Source organism: Lacinutrix sp. Hel_I_90 (genome assembly GCF_000934685.1).
GTDB lineage: Bacteria > Bacteroidota > Bacteroidia > Flavobacteriales > Flavobacteriaceae > Lacinutrix.
Window position 1 is genome coordinate 2,345,315 of sequence record NZ_JYNQ01000001.1, and the last position, 16,361, is coordinate 2,361,675.

The 16,361-nt window shown below is 35.7% G+C and carries 13 protein-coding genes; 8 read left to right on the plus strand and 5 right to left on the minus strand.

Annotated features, from left to right (window positions below):
- Positions 1-91: 91 nt before the first annotated feature.
- The 4 genes from GQ46_RS17150 to recA all read right to left on the minus strand — a co-directional run bounded on the left by GQ46_RS17150 (position 92) and on the right by recA (position 3,957).
- Complete coding sequence (locus GQ46_RS17150) at positions 92-1,867, minus strand: hypothetical protein (RefSeq protein ID WP_052503451.1); 1,776 nt, start codon at positions 1,865-1,867, stop codon at positions 92-94.
- A 2-nt stretch (positions 1,868-1,869) separates the two neighbouring features.
- Positions 1,870-2,415 (minus strand): RNA polymerase sigma factor, encoded by a 546-nt coding sequence (locus GQ46_RS10375; protein WP_044401479.1) that lies wholly within the window; start codon positions 2,413-2,415, stop codon positions 1,870-1,872.
- 24 nt (positions 2,416-2,439) lie between these two features.
- Complete coding sequence (locus tag GQ46_RS10380) at positions 2,440-2,847, minus strand: hypothetical protein (protein ID WP_044401482.1); 408 nt, start codon at positions 2,845-2,847, stop codon at positions 2,440-2,442.
- Positions 2,848-2,952: 105 nt separating this feature from the next.
- Complete coding sequence (recA, locus tag GQ46_RS10385; RefSeq protein WP_044401485.1) at positions 2,953-3,957, minus strand: recombinase RecA; 1,005 nt, start codon at positions 3,955-3,957, stop codon at positions 2,953-2,955.
- Between the two features lie 599 nt (positions 3,958-4,556).
- Between recA and GQ46_RS10390 the strand changes: the two genes are divergently transcribed.
- From GQ46_RS10390 to GQ46_RS18060, 7 genes are all read left to right on the plus strand, one after another.
- The gene (locus tag GQ46_RS10390) at positions 4,557-5,624 is read left to right on the plus strand and encodes a rhodanese-related sulfurtransferase (protein WP_044401488.1); all 1,068 of its coding nucleotides are present in this window, start codon (positions 4,557-4,559) and stop codon (positions 5,622-5,624) included.
- Between the two features lie 179 nt (positions 5,625-5,803).
- Positions 5,804-7,087 carry a regulatory iron-sulfur-containing complex subunit RicT gene (locus GQ46_RS10395; RefSeq protein WP_044401491.1) on the plus strand — a complete coding sequence of 428 codons (1,284 nt, stop codon included), beginning with the start codon at positions 5,804-5,806 and terminating at the stop codon, positions 7,085-7,087.
- Complete coding sequence (locus GQ46_RS10400; protein ID WP_044401494.1) at positions 7,077-7,559, plus strand: gliding motility lipoprotein GldH; 483 nt, start codon at positions 7,077-7,079, stop codon at positions 7,557-7,559. The genes GQ46_RS10395 and GQ46_RS10400 overlap by 11 nt, the downstream gene beginning before the upstream one ends.
- Before the next feature lie 76 nt (positions 7,560-7,635).
- Positions 7,636-9,990 (plus strand): penicillin-binding protein 1A, encoded by a 2,355-nt coding sequence (locus tag GQ46_RS10405; protein WP_044401497.1) that lies wholly within the window; start codon positions 7,636-7,638, stop codon positions 9,988-9,990.
- 91 nt (positions 9,991-10,081) lie between these two features.
- Positions 10,082-10,783, plus strand: coding sequence for a CoA transferase subunit A (locus tag GQ46_RS10410; RefSeq protein ID WP_044404879.1), 702 nt, complete (start codon positions 10,082-10,084; stop codon positions 10,781-10,783).
- Between the two features lie 127 nt (positions 10,784-10,910).
- Positions 10,911-11,564: a CoA transferase subunit B gene (locus tag GQ46_RS10415; RefSeq protein WP_044404882.1), complete on the plus strand. Its 654-nt coding sequence runs from the start codon at positions 10,911-10,913 to the stop codon at positions 11,562-11,564.
- A 314-nt stretch (positions 11,565-11,878) separates the two neighbouring features.
- Entirely contained in the window at positions 11,879-12,004 is a 126-nt protein-coding gene (locus GQ46_RS18060; protein ID WP_255350631.1) for a hypothetical protein, read from the plus strand.
- A 144-nt stretch (positions 12,005-12,148) separates the two neighbouring features.
- Here the strand turns inward: GQ46_RS18060 and GQ46_RS10420 are convergent, their stop codons facing one another.
- On the minus strand, positions 12,149-13,837 hold the full coding sequence (locus tag GQ46_RS10420) for an ABC transporter ATP-binding protein (RefSeq protein WP_044401500.1): 1,689 nt from the start codon (positions 13,835-13,837) through the stop codon (positions 12,149-12,151).
- 184 nt (positions 13,838-14,021) lie between these two features.
- Here GQ46_RS10420 and GQ46_RS17980 point away from each other — a divergent pair, with 184 nt between their 5' ends.
- On the plus strand, positions 14,022-16,103 hold the full coding sequence (locus tag GQ46_RS17980) for a GEVED domain-containing protein (RefSeq protein ID WP_044401502.1): 2,082 nt from the start codon (positions 14,022-14,024) through the stop codon (positions 16,101-16,103).
- Positions 16,104-16,361 lie beyond the last annotated feature (258 nt).

Here is a 16,361-nt window from a genome sequence, read left to right on the forward strand (position 1 = left end):
AAAAAAGCTGCTCTTGGCACAGAGCAGCTTTTAGTCATCATGGGTTTCTCGTTTACTCGGTAAAAGTCTAACCAACTAAAAAACTTAAAACTTAAAATTTATAACTAAAACCAGTATAAACGCCAATGATGTAAGGCTTAAAATTACCAGATGTTTCGGTGTAAGCATTTACCTGATACTTAAAGGTGGGTTCTAAATTGAACTTAAAAGTATCACTAAACTTATAATCTAATCCAAGACCAAGATTTGTGGTAAAACTCACATTATTTATATTATTGGCTTCCCCAATTGATGTTTTTCTGTTTTCTACTTCTGTTACCACTTCATTGCCATCTAGAATAAAGGTGCTAACACCACCAATAATATTGACGCCTACACGCGTATTAATTAAAGCATATTCTACTTCAACAGGCACTTCAACATAACTTAATCGCTGACTTAGTGCGGCATTCAGAGCGTCATTTGTCACGCCATCTATTTGCTGTACCGAGAGGTTGCTAGCACTTAAAACACCGATGCTTTGGCCTTGATTTGCAGGCGCAAAATTAATATTTCTTAAAGGTGCACTACTAGGTGTATTAGAAACATTCTCGTATATAATAACATTCGCGGTATCGTAACTTAAATTAAGTTTACTAATACCAGAGCGCACTTTAAATCTATCGTTTAAGGCGTAGCCAATAGTAATACCATAACTGGTATTAATTTCTCCATTTTTTGGGTTGTCAGTAAATTGATCGTGAATATGGGAACCCTTGCCAAGTGTGTTGTAATAAACAGGCGCAACATTTGCGTTCACTGTCCACCTGTTCATTACCGTTTCCTCTTTCTCTTTTTCGATAGCATCTTCGGTGTTGGCAAGGGCTGCCTCTTCTAGCGGATTTGGAGTTTGCGCTTCCTCATCCTGTGGGTTCATATTCGTTTTTTCTTCTTCACTATGGGATTGTGCTAAAGCTTCTTTTGAAGTATTAGCTTTTATTTTACTATTTATCGTGTTTTGGTTTGTCTGATTTTCTTCTGATGTCTCAGTATTATCTGCAATGCCATTGTTGTTTAAACGCTCATTATTATCCGCTTTGTTTTGTGCGTATAGTGGCGAATTAGAAGTGCTTTTGGCGTTCTTGTGAGAAGCATTTTGAGAGGCTTTATTATTTGCAATTGGGTTATAGTGCGTTGATGCGTTTGCTTCTTGTGAAGACCTGTTCGCTTTATTTATAGTCTTAGCTGCAGTATGACTTTCAGCATTTTGAAAAGCCGTTTTTTTGTTAACAGCCTTTGTAACTGCTGTGTTTGCAGCTGTTGATTCTAAAGCCGTGTCATTAGATCGTGTTTTCGTGTTCTTCTGAAGGGGTTCAGAAGCCGATAAAGCATTAACAGGTGTTTGTTTTTTTGTAATAATAGAATTGGTGCTGGTCTTATCTGTATTACCTGAAGTTGTGTTGTTTGTATTTACAATGGAATTTGAACCTTGAGTAGTAGGAACAGTAGTAGTCGTGTTTCTATTTAACGCATTATTCTTAGGGTCTTTTTCTGAAACGCTTTCGTTTTCTGTTGCAGCCGTGTTATTCGTCTTTGAAGTACCATTGGTGTTCTCAGGATTACCATTAGTGTCTATTTTAGTGTCTACAATTGTTTCTGTGTTGCCTTCAGAAGTATTGCTTTTTAGGAACGTGTTTCCTATGGTAAATAAAAGTACGACCAATGCAGCAACTCCTGCTAGACGTAACCATAAAGGCATCACTTTAGGCTGAACTACTGCTGGCTCTAGTTGATTTTGAATAGCATTCCAAACCGTATCCTTTGGCTTTGCTTCAAAATCTTTAAACTTTTCTTGAAAAAGTCTGTCGATGTGTTTTTTTTCACTCATACTTATAAAGATTGGGATTGGTTACCCATTTTATAGTCCGTTACTTTAGTTTTTAAAATCTGTCTTGCTCTTGCTAAGTTCGATTTTGAGGTTCCCGTATTTATTTTCAATAGATCTGCGATTTCCTTGTGCGAATAACCATCCAATACATAAAGGTTAAAGACCAACCGGTATCTGTCTGGTAATTCCTGGATGATTTTTAATAAATATTCAATAGAGATATCATTATCATCTTCAATAACAATAGTTTCATCTTCAATTAACGCCTCGTTTACTATATCAAAAACGCCTTGACTACGATAGCGCTGTAATGCGGTGTTTATCGTTACTCGTTTTAACCAACCTTCAAAAGAACCTTTATTTTTATATTGTTCTATTTTCTTAAAAATAGTTACAAAAGCATCCTGCAAATTATCTTCCGCTTCGACATAATTTCTTGAATACTTAAGGCATACAGAAAACAATTTACTCGAAAAGAGTTTGTAGAGTTCGCTTTGCGCTTTAGTATCATTAATCTTACATTTATGTATGAGCTCATCTAAACTCAAATGAAATACACATATTAATTGTTATTATTCTACTGCTGGAACTTCTACTATTAAATAATTGTCCGCTCCATTTTCATCTTCACCTTGCCAAAATTTAAAAATATAAGACCCTGTTTCTGTTGCTTTAAAATTAAACGTAGCTTCTAATTCGGAGTTTAACGCTGTGCAGTTGCCATTACTCTGAAAAACAGTGCCAATGACTACTACTGTTCTCTCATTATTATGCTTTTGATAATAAATATCATTAAAAGCATGGCAAGTTGTAGGCCTTAAATAAGTAACAGTAATCTCATACGTCTCACCAACCGTAAATTCGTCTGGCAATACCGCGGTTTCTATTGGCATTGGATCTTGATAATTTTCGAGTGAATCGTTATCTAGACTACAGGAAAACACAGTTAAGGTTACTAATAAAATAAGGAGCTTTTTCATTTTAATTCAATATTATACGTGGTGTATCTATTGTATAGATGCTTAAAAGGTAAAAGGGTTGCGTCTAAAAACAAAAAAATCCCGAAAGTTTCGGGATTTTTTAAATTAAACAGCTTCTTTAATCGCTTTTTTAATTTTTCCTTCAAGCTCTTCAAAAAGCTCTGGATTATCTTTTATTATTGACTTAACGGCATCGCGACCTTGTCCTAATTTGGTGTCCTCGTAGCTAAACCAAGAGCCGCTCTTTTTTATAATTTCTTTTTCTACCGCTACATCTAATACTTCACCAACTTTACTGATGCCTTCTCCGTACATAATGTCGAATTCTGCTAACTTAAATGGTGGTGCAACTTTATTTTTAACAACCTTCACGCGTGTTTTATTACCTAAAACTTCGCCATCGGTACTCTTAATTTGTGTAGAACGACGAATGTCTAATCTTACAGAAGCATAAAACTTTAAGGCGTTACCACCAGTTGTTGTTTCTGGATTACCAAACATCACACCAATTTTTTCACGTAATTGGTTAATAAATATTACGGTACAATTTGTTTTACTAATTGATGCCGTTAATTTTCTTAAAGCTTGAGACATTAAACGCGCATGCAAGCCCATTTTACTGTCCCCCATTTCTCCTTCAATTTCACTTTTAGGCGTTAAAGCAGCTACAGAATCGATGACAACAATGTCAATAGCGCCCGAACGAATTAAATTATCTGTAATTTCTAGAGCTTGTTCACCATTATCAGGTTGAGAGATAATTAAATTATCAATATCAACACCTAATTTTTCAGCATAAAAACGATCAAAAGCATGTTCGGCATCAATAAATGCTGCTATACCACCCGCTTTTTGTGCTTCAGCAATGGCGTGTAACGTTAATGTTGTTTTACCAGAAGATTCTGGACCGTATATCTCTATCACTCTTCCTCTTGGGTAGCCACCAACTCCCAAAGCAATATCTAAACCTAGTGAACCAGATGGAATAGCTTCTACATCTACAATAGCAGCATCGCTCATTTTCATTACGGTTCCTTTACCGTATGCTTTGTCTAATTTATCTAAGGTTAACTTTAGAGCTTTTAATTTTGCTTCTTTTTCATTTGCCATTTTATCTTGATTTTATCAATTGTGCTTGCTAAAATACTACTTTTTTTAACTTTTTTTTACTTTCTCACGCAACCTTTTTATACTTTCTGCATCTACTAATAAAAGCGGGAAAAGATTTGCTGTGAAAAAGAAAAATTAGCCCTGTTTTTTAAAGGATTCATCATTAATTTTTAAGTGTTAAACGATGAAATATATTAAAAAAACAATCACCTCGAAGGCATTAGGTGTTTCAGTCACTGTTTTTATAAACAGTAGCTGTAAAGCCGATGGAGGTTAGCTCGTTTAGTTTTTTAGAAATAAAAAATTATTAACGAGTTAGTCTATTAAAAGTCCGTTGCGCAAACAACGGACTTTTTTTGTTTTTAATTTATAGCGAAGTAACAAACTATAGATTAAATTGGCATGAAAACGAGATTGTGTTGCAAAACTTGAAATTAACACCGTCTTCTTAGAGGATACTGAAATATTGTAAAGCGTTTCAAAATAATATTATACTTGCCAAATCCAACAAAAACAGTACTTTTGTATTTTTAAATTCATTTTTCTTCCTCACGGAATGTTAGAATGGTAATTCTTTAACCTTAATACATTAGTATAGCATGCAACTGTACAATAAACTAAGCGCCAAAGAACGAACAGAACTTATTGAAAGTGCTGGAAAAGAGCGTTTAACGCTTTCGTTTTATCAATATGCGAAGATTGGCAACCCGCAAATTCTTAGAGATCATTTATTTCTTACATGGAATGCACTAGACGTTTTAGGACGAATTTATGTGGCGACCGAAGGTATTAATGCACAATTGTCATTGCCAGCCGATCGCTTTAATGCGTTTAAAACACATTTAGATAGTATCGCTTTTTTAAAAGATATTCGTTTAAATATTGCTGTAGAGCAAGATAACCTCTCTTTTTTAAAACTGAAAGTCAAAGTGCGAGACAAAATTGTTGCCGATGGTTTAGAAGACAACACTTTCGATGTCACCAACAAAGGAGTTCATGTAGCTGCTGAGACGTTTAATGCACTCATTGAAGATGAGAAGACCGTTTTGGTAGATATGCGAAATCACTATGAAAGTGAAATCGGTCATTTTAAAAATGCAATCACTCCAGATGTGGATACTTTTCGTGAATCATTAGATATTATTGAAGACGATTTAAAAGCACATAAAGAAGATAGAAATCTTGTGATGTATTGCACTGGTGGGATCAGGTGCGAAAAAGCAAGCGCGTATTTTAAACACAAAGGTTTTAAGAACGTGTATCAATTAGAAGGCGGAATTATAGAATACACCAGACAAGTCAACGAAAACAGTCTAGAGAATAAATTTATAGGTAAAAATTTCGTGTTTGACGATCGTCGTGCCGAAAAAATAAGTGACGATGTCATAGCCAACTGTCACCAATGTGGAACACCATGCGACACGCACGTAAATTGTGCTAATGATGCATGTCACCTGCTTTTTATACAATGTGAAGCCTGTAAAACAGAGCTGGATAATTGTTGTTCAACAGGGTGTAAAGAGATAAAAGCCTTGCCTTTTGAAGCCCAAAAAGCGTTACGCAAAGGACAAGGGAATAGTAATGATATTTTCAAAAAGGGAAGAGCAGATCACTTATCTTATAAAAAAGACTTGCGGAATATTTTTGAAACTCTTAAAAACAAATAATATTATTAAGTAAACGTATACTATTTGCAAAGAGACGAATACTAATCTTATTTTTTTAAGTCTATAGAATAGTGGTATATTTACGACATGAGAGCTGGGTTTTGTAATCCACTCCAAACAAAGTTTTTTATTAATCGTCTTCTGGTGCTAAAGCATTCAGAATCAATATACATACATATATGGCTTGTGCAAGTTGCTCAACTAAAGACGGCCAACCTAAAGGCTGCAAAAATAACGGTACCTGTGGAACAGATAGCTGTAATAAACTAACCGTTTTCGATTGGTTAGCTAACATGGCTATTCCAAATGGGGAAAAACCTTTCGATTTCGTAGAAGTTCGCTTTAAAAACGGAAGAAAACATTACTATCAAAATACAGAAAACCTCTCTTTAAGTATTGGTGACGTTGTGGCAACACAAGCACAATCTGGGCATGATATTGGTATGGTCACACTTACTGGTGAATTGGTTCGGGTGCAAATGAAGCGCAAAAAAATCAATGAAAAACCTGAGGACGTATTAAAAATATACCGAAAAGCCTCCCAAAGAGACATCGATATTTGGAGTGATGCGCGTGATAAAGAAGAACCAATGAAGGTTAAAGCACGTCAATTTGCTATTGATCTAAAACTGCATATGAAGATCTCCGATATTGAATTTCAAGGAGATGCTAGCAAAGCAACCTTTTATTATACAGCCGAAGAACGTGTAGATTTCAGAGAATTAATTAAGCTATTTGCTAAAGAATTTAGAACGCGAATTGAGATGAAACAAGTAGGTTTCAGACAAGAAGCTTCACGATTAGGCGGAATAGGCTCTTGTGGCAGAGAGCTCTGTTGTTCTACCTGGCTAACAGATTTTCGTTCGGTGAGTACCAGTGCAGCACGTTACCAGCAATTATCATTAAATCCACAAAAACTAGCAGGGCAATGTGGAAAGTTAAAATGCTGTTTAAATTATGAATTAGATTCTTACCTAGATGCATTAAAAGCGTTTCCAAAAAACGAAACAAAACTATATACAGAAAAAGGAACCGCGGTCTGCCAGAAAACAGATATTTTTAAAGGCCATATGTGGTATGCTTACGAAGGCGAATGGATGAACTGGCATAAAATCACAACAGACCAAGCCAGAGAAATTATAGAGTTAAATAAAAAGAAAGAAAAGATTGCTAGTCTTGAAGAATATGCTACAGATTTAATTGAAGATACTAAAGTAGAATTTGAAAACGTTGTAGGTCAAGATAGTTTAACGCGTTTTGATGTTGCAAAAGGGAACAAAAAACGTAGAAACAATAAGAGACGTAATCCTAACAAACCGGCAACTCAAAATAAAACGGAGACTCAAAACAAACCAACAAACCCAAATAAACCGGCGAATAAACCAGCGAATAAAAATAAAAGAAATAAAAATAATCGCAACAGAAACAACAAGCCAAAACCACAATCTAACAATGAGAAGTAGCCTTATTTTTTGGTGTATTGTTTTTTTAAGTTTAGCATCTTGTGATTCTAAAAGGGTGTATGATGAGTACCAGACCGTACCAAAAGTTTGGAATAAAAATGAAGTGATTAGTTTCACTGTTAAAGCACCAGATTCAACGAAGCCTTATAATCTATTTGTTAATTTAAGAAATACAAGTGATTATAAATACAGTAATTTATTTTTAATTGTTGAAATGAATTTCCCTCATGGTAAAACCTTGAGAGATACTTTAGAGTATAAAATGACAGCACCTGATGGTACATTTTTAGGTACAGGATTAGGAAGCTTAAAAGAAAACAAGCTGTGGTATAAAGAAGGGGTTGTGTTTAATGAAGGTGGGGAGTACACCGTTAATATTCAGCATGTCATGAGAGAAAGTGGCAAAGTGAATGGTGTTGAGAATTTAGAAGGAATTACAGATGTGGGGTTTAGAATTGAAAAACCAGAGTAAAAATAGTGGTCACTTCTAGTGATAGTAGATTAGCAATCCCGAAGCTGCGGGAGTCTCGAGAAGAAAAGATGAATTAATGGCAAATAACAAAACAAAACAAAAAAACGAATCACAAAACTTCGACAACTATGTCCGTTGGTTTTGGATGCTATTTTTAGGTGGAATAGTTTCAGTAGGATTATTATTTTTTATTGCCTCACTTGGCGGTTTAGGAGAGCTTCCAGATTATACCCAATTAGAAAACCCTGAAACTAATTTGGCAACAGAAATTATCTCAAGTGATGGTAAAACATTAGGAAAATTTTATTTTGATGATAATAGAACGCCTGTTGATTATGATGAATTACCAAAGAATTTAGTAGATGCGCTGGTCGCTACAGAAGATGCTCGTTTCCATGAGCACTCCGGTATTGATGCAAGAAGCACTTTAAGAGCCTTTTTCTTTCTAGGATCTAAAGGAGGTGCTAGTACCATTTCACAACAATTAGCAAGACAGCTCTTTGTTGGTGTACGTGCTAGAGGGACTTTTGAAGGTGGTCTTCAAAAAGTAAAAGAATGGGTGATTGCAACGAAACTTGAACGCCAGTATACGAAAGAAGAGATTATTGCTCAATATTTTAATATTTACGATTTTGGTAATAATGGAGACGGTATTCGTTCTGCAGCTAATATTTATTTTGACAAAGAGCCAAATGAATTAAATATAAAGGAATCTGCGATGTTGGTCGGGATGTTTAAAAATTCTTCTTTGTATAACCCGAGAAGGAACCCTGTTGGCGTTAAAAACAGAAGAGATGTAGTATTGGCACAAATGTATAAATATGATTACATAACTAAAGAAGTTAAGGACTCACTTCAAAAAACAGAATTAGATTTAAATTATTCACCACAGTCTCATAGAGACGGTACCGCTACTTATTTTAGAGAATATTTAAGAGGGTGGATGAAAGATTGGATTAATGACAAGGCCAACAGAAAACCAGATGGATCAAAATACAATATTAATAGTGAAGGCTTAAAAGTATTTGTAACCATAGATTCTCGTATGCAAAAATATGCAGAGGAGGCTGTTTACAAACATATGCCACGGTTGCAGGCAGAATTTTTTCATCAAAACACCCCAGATCGTAATAAAACGGCGCCTTTTTTAGAATTAGACAAATCTCAAATAGACGATTTAATGAATCGCTCTATGCGAAGAGGCGAACGTTGGAGAGTACTAAAGGATGAAGGGAAATCTGATAAAGAGATTATAGCTTCTTTTGAGAAGCCAACAAAAATGACTGTTTTTAAATGGGAAAAAGGCAAAGCAAGTGAGGTAGATACCATTATGAAACCAATGGACTCTATGCGTTATTATAAGTCATTTTTACATCCAGGTATGATGAGTATGGACCCGCAAACAGGACATGTAAAAGCCTGGGTAGGTGGTATGAACTATAGACATTTTCAATACGATCATGTTAATCAAGGAAAACGTCAAGTGGGTTCTACCTTTAAACCATTTGTTTATGCTACGGCAATAGACCAATTACACATGTCGCCTTGCGACAAATTGCCACGGTCTCAAATTACGATTGAGGCCAATAAATATGGTAATCCAGAGCCTTGGTCTCCAAGCAATTCAGATGGAGATTATGGGGGAGAAATCACACTAAAACAAGCCTTAGCAGGTTCTGTAAACACCGTAACAGCCCGTTTAATGGATAAAGTGGGACCACAACCCGTAGCAGATTTAGCGAGGCGTTTAGGCATCACTTCTTATATTCCAGAAGTCCCATCTATTGCTTTAGGAACCCCAGACGTGAGTGTTTTGGAAATGGTTGCTGCATATTCTGCTTTTGCAAATAAAGGCGTCTATACAAAACCCGTAATGATAGAACGTATAGAAGACAAAAACGGAACGACCTTATATCAATTTAAACCAGAAAGTAAAGATGTATTAAGTGCGGAGTCTGCTTATGTCACCGTTAAATTAATGCAAGGTGTTGTGGAATCAGGTTCAGGGAGTCGCCTGAGAACCACAGGTAGAGACCAGTGGGATAAGTCTTACGAAGAAGTAGTTACCGGTTACCCATATGAATTAACAAATCCTATCGCAGGAAAAACAGGAACCACACAAAACCAAAGTGATGGCTGGTTTATGGGTATGGTACCAAATTTAGTTACAGGTGTTTGGGTAGGTGCCGAAGATAGAGCAGCACATTTTGGTTCTATTACCTATGGGCAGGGCGCCACAATGGCCTTACCTATGTGGGGCATGTATATGAAAAGTTGTTACAAAGATGAAACACTAGACATTTCGAAAGAAGATTTTGAAAGACCGTCAAATTTATCCATCGCTGTAGATTGTGCTAATTATGAAGCGGACAATCCTAATGGAGATGCTAATACACCTAAAGAAGAACTGCCTGATGGGTTAGAATTATAATCTAAATAAAAAACAATAAATATTTGAAGCCATTCTTTACCGAATGGCTTTTTTATTTCTTAATTTTAAACCAATAAAGAAACACAGTCTTATGATTAATAAAAAAGTAAATGGTGTAAGCGAAGCGGTAAAAGGTATTGCAGATAATATGACCTTTATGCTAGGTGGTTTTGGCCTTTCGGGTATTCCAGAAAATGCCATCGCCGCTTTGGTAAAAAGTGGTGTAAAAGGACTTACCTGTATCTCAAATAATGCGGGGGTAGACGATTTTGGCTTAGGCTTATTATTACATCAACGTCAAATAAAGAAAATGGTGTCGTCTTATGTGGGTGAAAATGATGAGTTTGAACGTCAAATGTTATCTGGAGAGTTGGACGTAGAACTCATTCCTCAAGGTACTTTAGCCGAGCGTTGTCGTGCAGCACAAGCCGGATTTCCAGCTATTTATACGCCTGCCGGCTATGGCACAGAAGTAGCCGAAGGTAAAGAAACACGAGAATTTGATGGTAAAATGTATGTTTTAGAGCGTGCTTTTAAAGCCGATTTCGCTTTTGTAAAAGCATGGAAAGGAGATGCCGCTGGAAATTTAGTATTTAAAGGTACCGCAAGAAATTTCAATCCGTGTATGGCTGGTGCTGCAAAAATTACGGTTGCTGAGGTTGAAGAATTAGTACCTGTTGGCACTTTAGATCCAAACCAAATTCATATTCCAGGCATTTTTGTACAGCGTATTTTTCAAGGGGAAACTTATGAAAAACGTATAGAACAACGCACGGTTAGAAAGAGAGACTAAAGAGACTCTTGTTAGTCCTGCGCAGGCAGGAAGCGACAGGTAGTATTTTATTCAATTTGTAAGATTCCCGCTCTCGAAACCTTTGAAAAAGGACCAGAACAAGGGAATGATAAAAAAACAAGGTAATATGTTAGATAAAACAGGAATAGCAAAACGTATAGCAAAAGAAGTAAAAGATGGATACTATGTTAACTTAGGCATTGGAATTCCAACGTTAGTAGCCAATTATGTACGTGATGATATAGAGGTAGAATTTCAAAGCGAAAATGGCGTACTTGGTATGGGTCCATTCCCTTTTGAAGGCGAAGAAGATGCCGATATTATTAACGCAGGAAAGCAGACCATAACGACCTTACCAGGGGCTAGTTTTTTCGACAGTGCCATGAGTTTTGCTATGATTAGAGGGCAACATGTAGACTTGACTATTTTAGGAGCTATGGAAGTTGCTGAAAACGGGGACATTGCGAACTGGAAAATACCAGGAAAAATGGTTAAGGGTATGGGTGGTGCTATGGATTTAGTTGCCAGTGCAGAGAATATTATCGTGGCGATGATGCATACCAATAGAGCAGGAGAATCTAAACTGCTCAAGAAATGCTCTCTACCCTTAACAGGGGTTGGCTGTGTTAAGAAAGTGGTAACTAACCTCGCCGTATTAGAAGTCACTACTAAAGGCTTTAAATTATTAGAACGTGCACCGGGTGTTTCAGTGGAAGACATACAGAAAGCTACAGAAGGGACTTTAATAGTAGAAGGCGATATTCCTGAAATGCGTTTGTAGTTTTAATTTAATTTATATTGCTAAAAGCAGAGGCTATGTGGTCATGGTCAATCTTATTAATTACAACGGCAAAAACACTAAATTTTGATAGGGTTTTGTATTATGTTGTTGACTTAAACATATAGATTGCGTTTAAAATGTTAAAATTTAGTGTATTTCATCGAATTTTAGTGCTTTTTAACTGATAATTTGAAAATGAATTCTATATTGGTCTACCCAAAACTATTTAACCAAATGTACCATAACTTAACCTTTTATGTTATTATTTAACCCCGGTTTACTAATTTTAAAATAATTATTAAAAACGACTAAAAATGAATACAGCTGCAAATCTACCTGAACAAACTACAATTATGAACAGAACCTTTGATGGAATTAAAAACACGTTCCGTTTTACTAAAAGCGTTTTATATCTAACTAGAAAAGTATTTATGTTGTAAGACTTTTTTATTAGCATTTATAAATTAACACGGTAACTTGGCTTACATTCATGAATACCGATTTGTTTGTTTTTAAATTAGATACAAAAGCTAATGCATTACTTTCCGCTTTCGAAAGGCATGGGTACCGCAATAAGAAAGGTATTACTGCAGGGCTTTCGGGATAGCGCCAATCAATTTTTTAGTATAGTCTTTTTTTGGTGCGCTGTAAATCACATCCGCATCATCAATTTCTTCAATTTTCCCCTTATTCATTACCAACAGTTGATCACTCATGTATTTCACAACAGACAGATCATGAGAAATAAAAATGTAGGTAAATCCGAATTTTTCTTTCAATTCATTTAGTAAATTTAATACTTGAGCCTGCACTGAAATATCAAGCGCAGAAACAGATTCATCACAAATAATCAGTTTGGGTTGTAAGGCGACTGTGCGTGCAATACCTATTCGTTGTCTTTGACCTCCAGAAAATTCGTGAGGATAACGATTAAAGTAACCTTCATTTAAGCCCACACGATTTAAAATAGAAATCGCTTTTTCTTTTCGTTCTTTATCGGTTTTATAGAGGTTGTGTACTTCCATGGGCTCCATGATGGCGTTACCAACAGTTAACCTAGGGTTTAAAGAAGAGTAGGGGTCTTGAAATATAATTTGAATGTCTTTTCTTAAGGACCTTATTTCAGATGAAGATAAGGAGGTAATATCGTTTCCTTTGTAGCGTATCGATCCAGCAGTAGGCTTGTCTAGAAGTAAAATGGCATTTCCTAAAGTCGATTTTCCGCATCCCGACTCACCAACCAAACCAAGAGTTTCACCTTCATATAATTTAAAACTTACATCATTTACAGCTTTAAAAGTAGTCGGTTTTGTAAACCATCCAGATTTTGACACATATTCCTTTTCCAGATTAATCACTTCTAATAAAGGCGGTTTGCTGTATATCTTTTCATGATTTAGTGCGCGCATTTCAGCTGTTATAATCGTTTTCGAAACAGTATCATGCATCACATCATCGATGGTTGGTAAGGTTTTTTGCCGCTGAGTTAATGAGGGCTTTGACTTAATAAGTGCCTGAGTGTATTTATGCTGAGGTGATTTAAAAATAGCTTCTACAGTATTTTGTTCTACAATATGTCCTTTATACATAACTAGCACACGGTTTGCAATTTGAGAAATTAAAGACAAGTCGTGTGTGATAAAAATAATGCTCATTTGAGTTTCGGCCTGTAAGGTTTTAAGCAAGTCGATAATTTCTTTTTGAACAGTAACGTCTAAAGCGGTCGTAGGCTCGTCTGCAATTAAAATTTTCGGTTTGCAGGCAATAGCTATCGCAATCATAACGCGCTGCTTTTGTCCACCAGAAATTTCATGAGGATAGGAAGTATAAACGCGCTCTGGTTCTGGGAGTTTCACCTTTGTTAAAAGCGAAAGGGTTTCTTCTTTTATTTGTTTTTTTGAAAGGCTGGTGTGTTGTTTTAAAACTTCTTCCACCTGCTTTCCACAGCGCATTGATGGATTTAAAGAACTCATGGGTTCTTGAAAAATCATGGCTATTTTTTTGCCTCTGATGCTCTGAAAGGCTTTAGGGCTAATTTTGGTAAGATCGTCAGCTTCAAAAACAATCTCACCACTAGTAATTTTTGAGATTTTCTTCGGAAGCAAGCCTAAAATAGCTAATGAAGCGACAGATTTGCCTGAACCAGACTCACCAACTATACCTAATATTTCATTGGTATTTAAATGGTAAGATATGGAATGGATGATTTCATTTTCTTTTCCGTTAGACAAAAAAGAAATGGATAAGTGATTTATAGAGAGCACTGATTTCATAAATTATGTAAATGTAGGAATTACTTGCTATTTTAATATGTTTTTAGCCGAAATTAAAACCGAACGTTAAAATTTTAACAGTATTTCATCGAAAACTTTATGAAGTTGATAATGGTTTAGGTTTTATTTTAATACTTTCGCTGCCGATATAGTAAAAAATTAATTAATCTATTAAACAATCCTCATGAAAAAAACAATTACTTTAACATTATTGAGTTTTATTTTCACGGTGTTCGCCTTTGCTCAACAGCAAAGAGAATGTGGTGTGATGGAAAATTTGGAGTACAGGAAACAACAAGATCCCCAATTGGAATCTAGAATGGCCCAAATTGAAGCTTTTACAGAACAAAAAGTAAAAGAATTAGAGTCACAAGACGCTCAAAGTAAAATAGTGGGTAGTATTATAACGATTCCAGTTGTAGTGCATGTGATTTATAGCAATTCTAATGAAAACATTAGTGAAGCTCAAATTTTATCTCAAATAAAAGTTTTAAATGACGATTTTAGAAGACTAAATTCTGATGCAGATAATACTTGGTCTCAAGCTGCAGATTCTCAAATTGAATTCTGTATGGCTTCTGTAGATCCTAATGGGAATGCTACTAATGGGATTACAAGAAAGGCATCTTCTAAAACATCTTGGGGAACCAATGATGCCATGAAAAAATCATCGCAAGGTGGAGTAAATCCATGGGATACCTCACAATATCTGAATATGTGGGTTTGTAATATTGGCGGAGGAATTCTTGGCTATGCACAATTTCCTGGAGGTAGTGCTTCTACTGATGGTGTAGTGATGGGATCACAATATTTTGGATCTAAAAATGAAGGTTCAGGGTTTTATTTAGCAGCACCTTTTGACGAAGGCAGAACAGCAACTCACGAAGTAGGTCACTTTTTTAACCTGCGTCATATTTGGGGAGATGCAAATTGTGGTAACGATTTTGTTAGCGATACACCAACACATCAAACCTCTAATGGAGGTTGTCCTACTGGAAAAGTGTCTTGTGGATCTGTAGATATGGTTCAAAACTATATGGATTACACAAACGATTCTTGTATGAACTTATTTACAACAGGACAAAAAAATAGAATGCGTGCGGTTTTAGCTGCAGGAGGATCAAGAAGAGCTTTAGCGTTATCAGAAAAATGTGAAGGTACAACAACAACACCAACATGTAATGACGGTATTCAAAATGGAAATGAAACAGGCGTAGATTGTGGCGGTTCTTGTGCACCTTGCCAAACAGGAAATCAATACTGTGCCTCTCAAGGAAATAGTGTTAATGATGAGTATATTTCAAGAGTACAAGTAGGAAGTATTAATAAATCGTCTGGAGGACAATTATATTCAAACTTTACGAGTACTTCAACCGATTTAAGCATAGGGTCTTCTTACACGATTACCGTAACACCAACTTGGACTGGAACAAAATATAATGAAGGCTATGCAGCTTGGATTGATTATAATGGTGATGGAGATTTTACTGATGCAGGAGAGCTAGTTTTCTCTAAATCAGCTTCACAAACAACACCAGTAAGTGGAAGCTTTACTGTACCATCTGGTACTGTAGTAGGAAACAAAAGATTGCGAGTTTCTATGAAATACAATGGTATTCCATCATCATGCGAAACTTTTAGTTATGGTGAAGTTGAAGACTATACTGTAAATGTTGTAAGCGGTGGAGGTTCTCCTGATACAACAGTAAGATTAAGTCTAACATTTGATAACTATCCAGAAGAAACCTCATGGACAATTCTTGATGGAGGCTCTACAGTTGCATCAGGAGGTACTTATGGTTCACAAGCAGACGGTTCTACCTTGAATATAGATGTAGATTTACCAGCAGGTTGTTATTCATTAGTTGTTAAGGATGCATATGGAGATGGTATGTGTTGTTCATATGGAAATGGTTCTTACAGATTGTCTGATGGAGGCACAACACTTGCTAGTGGAGGCTCTTTCTCAAGTTCTCAAACAACTAATTTCTGTGTTGGTGGAGCTTCAAGATCTTATACTAGAGTAACTACGTCTACTTTAGATGATACATTCGTACTATATCCAAATCCAGTGAAACAATCGCTAAACTTATCTTTAAGAGGATTGGAAGCACAAAGCTATCAAGTAATAAATATGCTTGGACAGGTTGTGTTAAAAGGTGATTTCACAGAATCTATAGATGTTTCTGAATTAAACGGTGGCATGTATATGATTCAATTAAATATTGGAGAGAAAACGAAATTAAAACGATTTATAAAAGAATAGTTTTAATTCAGTTATTATTTAAAAAGTCCAGATTTAAAATCTGGACTTTTTTTTTAGGCCTTATACCTTAATTAAATTAGTTGCAACTATCTCTGGTTAAAACCGTAAATCTCGCAGAATATGTTAGATCAACATGTAGCAAGAGGAACATCGACTAACGGTGTTAATGGTAGTAATCTTGAAACAGGACTATACGTGACCAATTTAATGTGAATGATAAAATAGAAACGAGAAACTTTATAAAGCAAACATAGCTAT

Bases quoted from the DNA above. Each gene is read 5' to 3' on its own strand.
- GQ46_RS10395 (WP_044401491.1), top strand. From the start codon at position 5,804: ATGGCTTGTGCAAGTTGCTCAACTAAAGACGGCCAACCTAAAGGCTGC.
- GQ46_RS10420 (WP_044401500.1), bottom strand. From the start codon at position 13,837: ATGAAATCAGTGCTCTCTATAAATCACTTATCCATTTCTTTTTTGTCT.
- GQ46_RS17150 (WP_052503451.1), bottom strand. From the start codon at position 1,867: ATGAGTGAAAAAAAACACATCGACAGACTTTTTCAAGAAAAGTTTAAA.
- GQ46_RS10390 (WP_044401488.1), top strand. From the start codon at position 4,557: ATGCAACTGTACAATAAACTAAGCGCCAAAGAACGAACAGAACTTATT.
- GQ46_RS10415 (WP_044404882.1), top strand. From the start codon at position 10,911: ATGTTAGATAAAACAGGAATAGCAAAACGTATAGCAAAAGAAGTAAAA.
- GQ46_RS10380 (WP_044401482.1), bottom strand. From the start codon at position 2,847: ATGAAAAAGCTCCTTATTTTATTAGTAACCTTAACTGTGTTTTCCTGT.
- recA (WP_044401485.1), bottom strand. From the start codon at position 3,957: ATGGCAAATGAAAAAGAAGCAAAATTAAAAGCTCTAAAGTTAACCTTA.
- GQ46_RS10400 (WP_044401494.1), top strand. From the start codon at position 7,077: ATGAGAAGTAGCCTTATTTTTTGGTGTATTGTTTTTTTAAGTTTAGCA.
- GQ46_RS10410 (WP_044404879.1), top strand. From the start codon at position 10,082: ATGATTAATAAAAAAGTAAATGGTGTAAGCGAAGCGGTAAAAGGTATT.
- GQ46_RS10405 (WP_044401497.1), top strand. From the start codon at position 7,636: ATGGCAAATAACAAAACAAAACAAAAAAACGAATCACAAAACTTCGAC.
- GQ46_RS18060 (WP_255350631.1), top strand. From the start codon at position 11,879: ATGAATACAGCTGCAAATCTACCTGAACAAACTACAATTATGAACAGA.
- GQ46_RS17980 (WP_044401502.1), top strand. From the start codon at position 14,022: ATGAAAAAAACAATTACTTTAACATTATTGAGTTTTATTTTCACGGTG.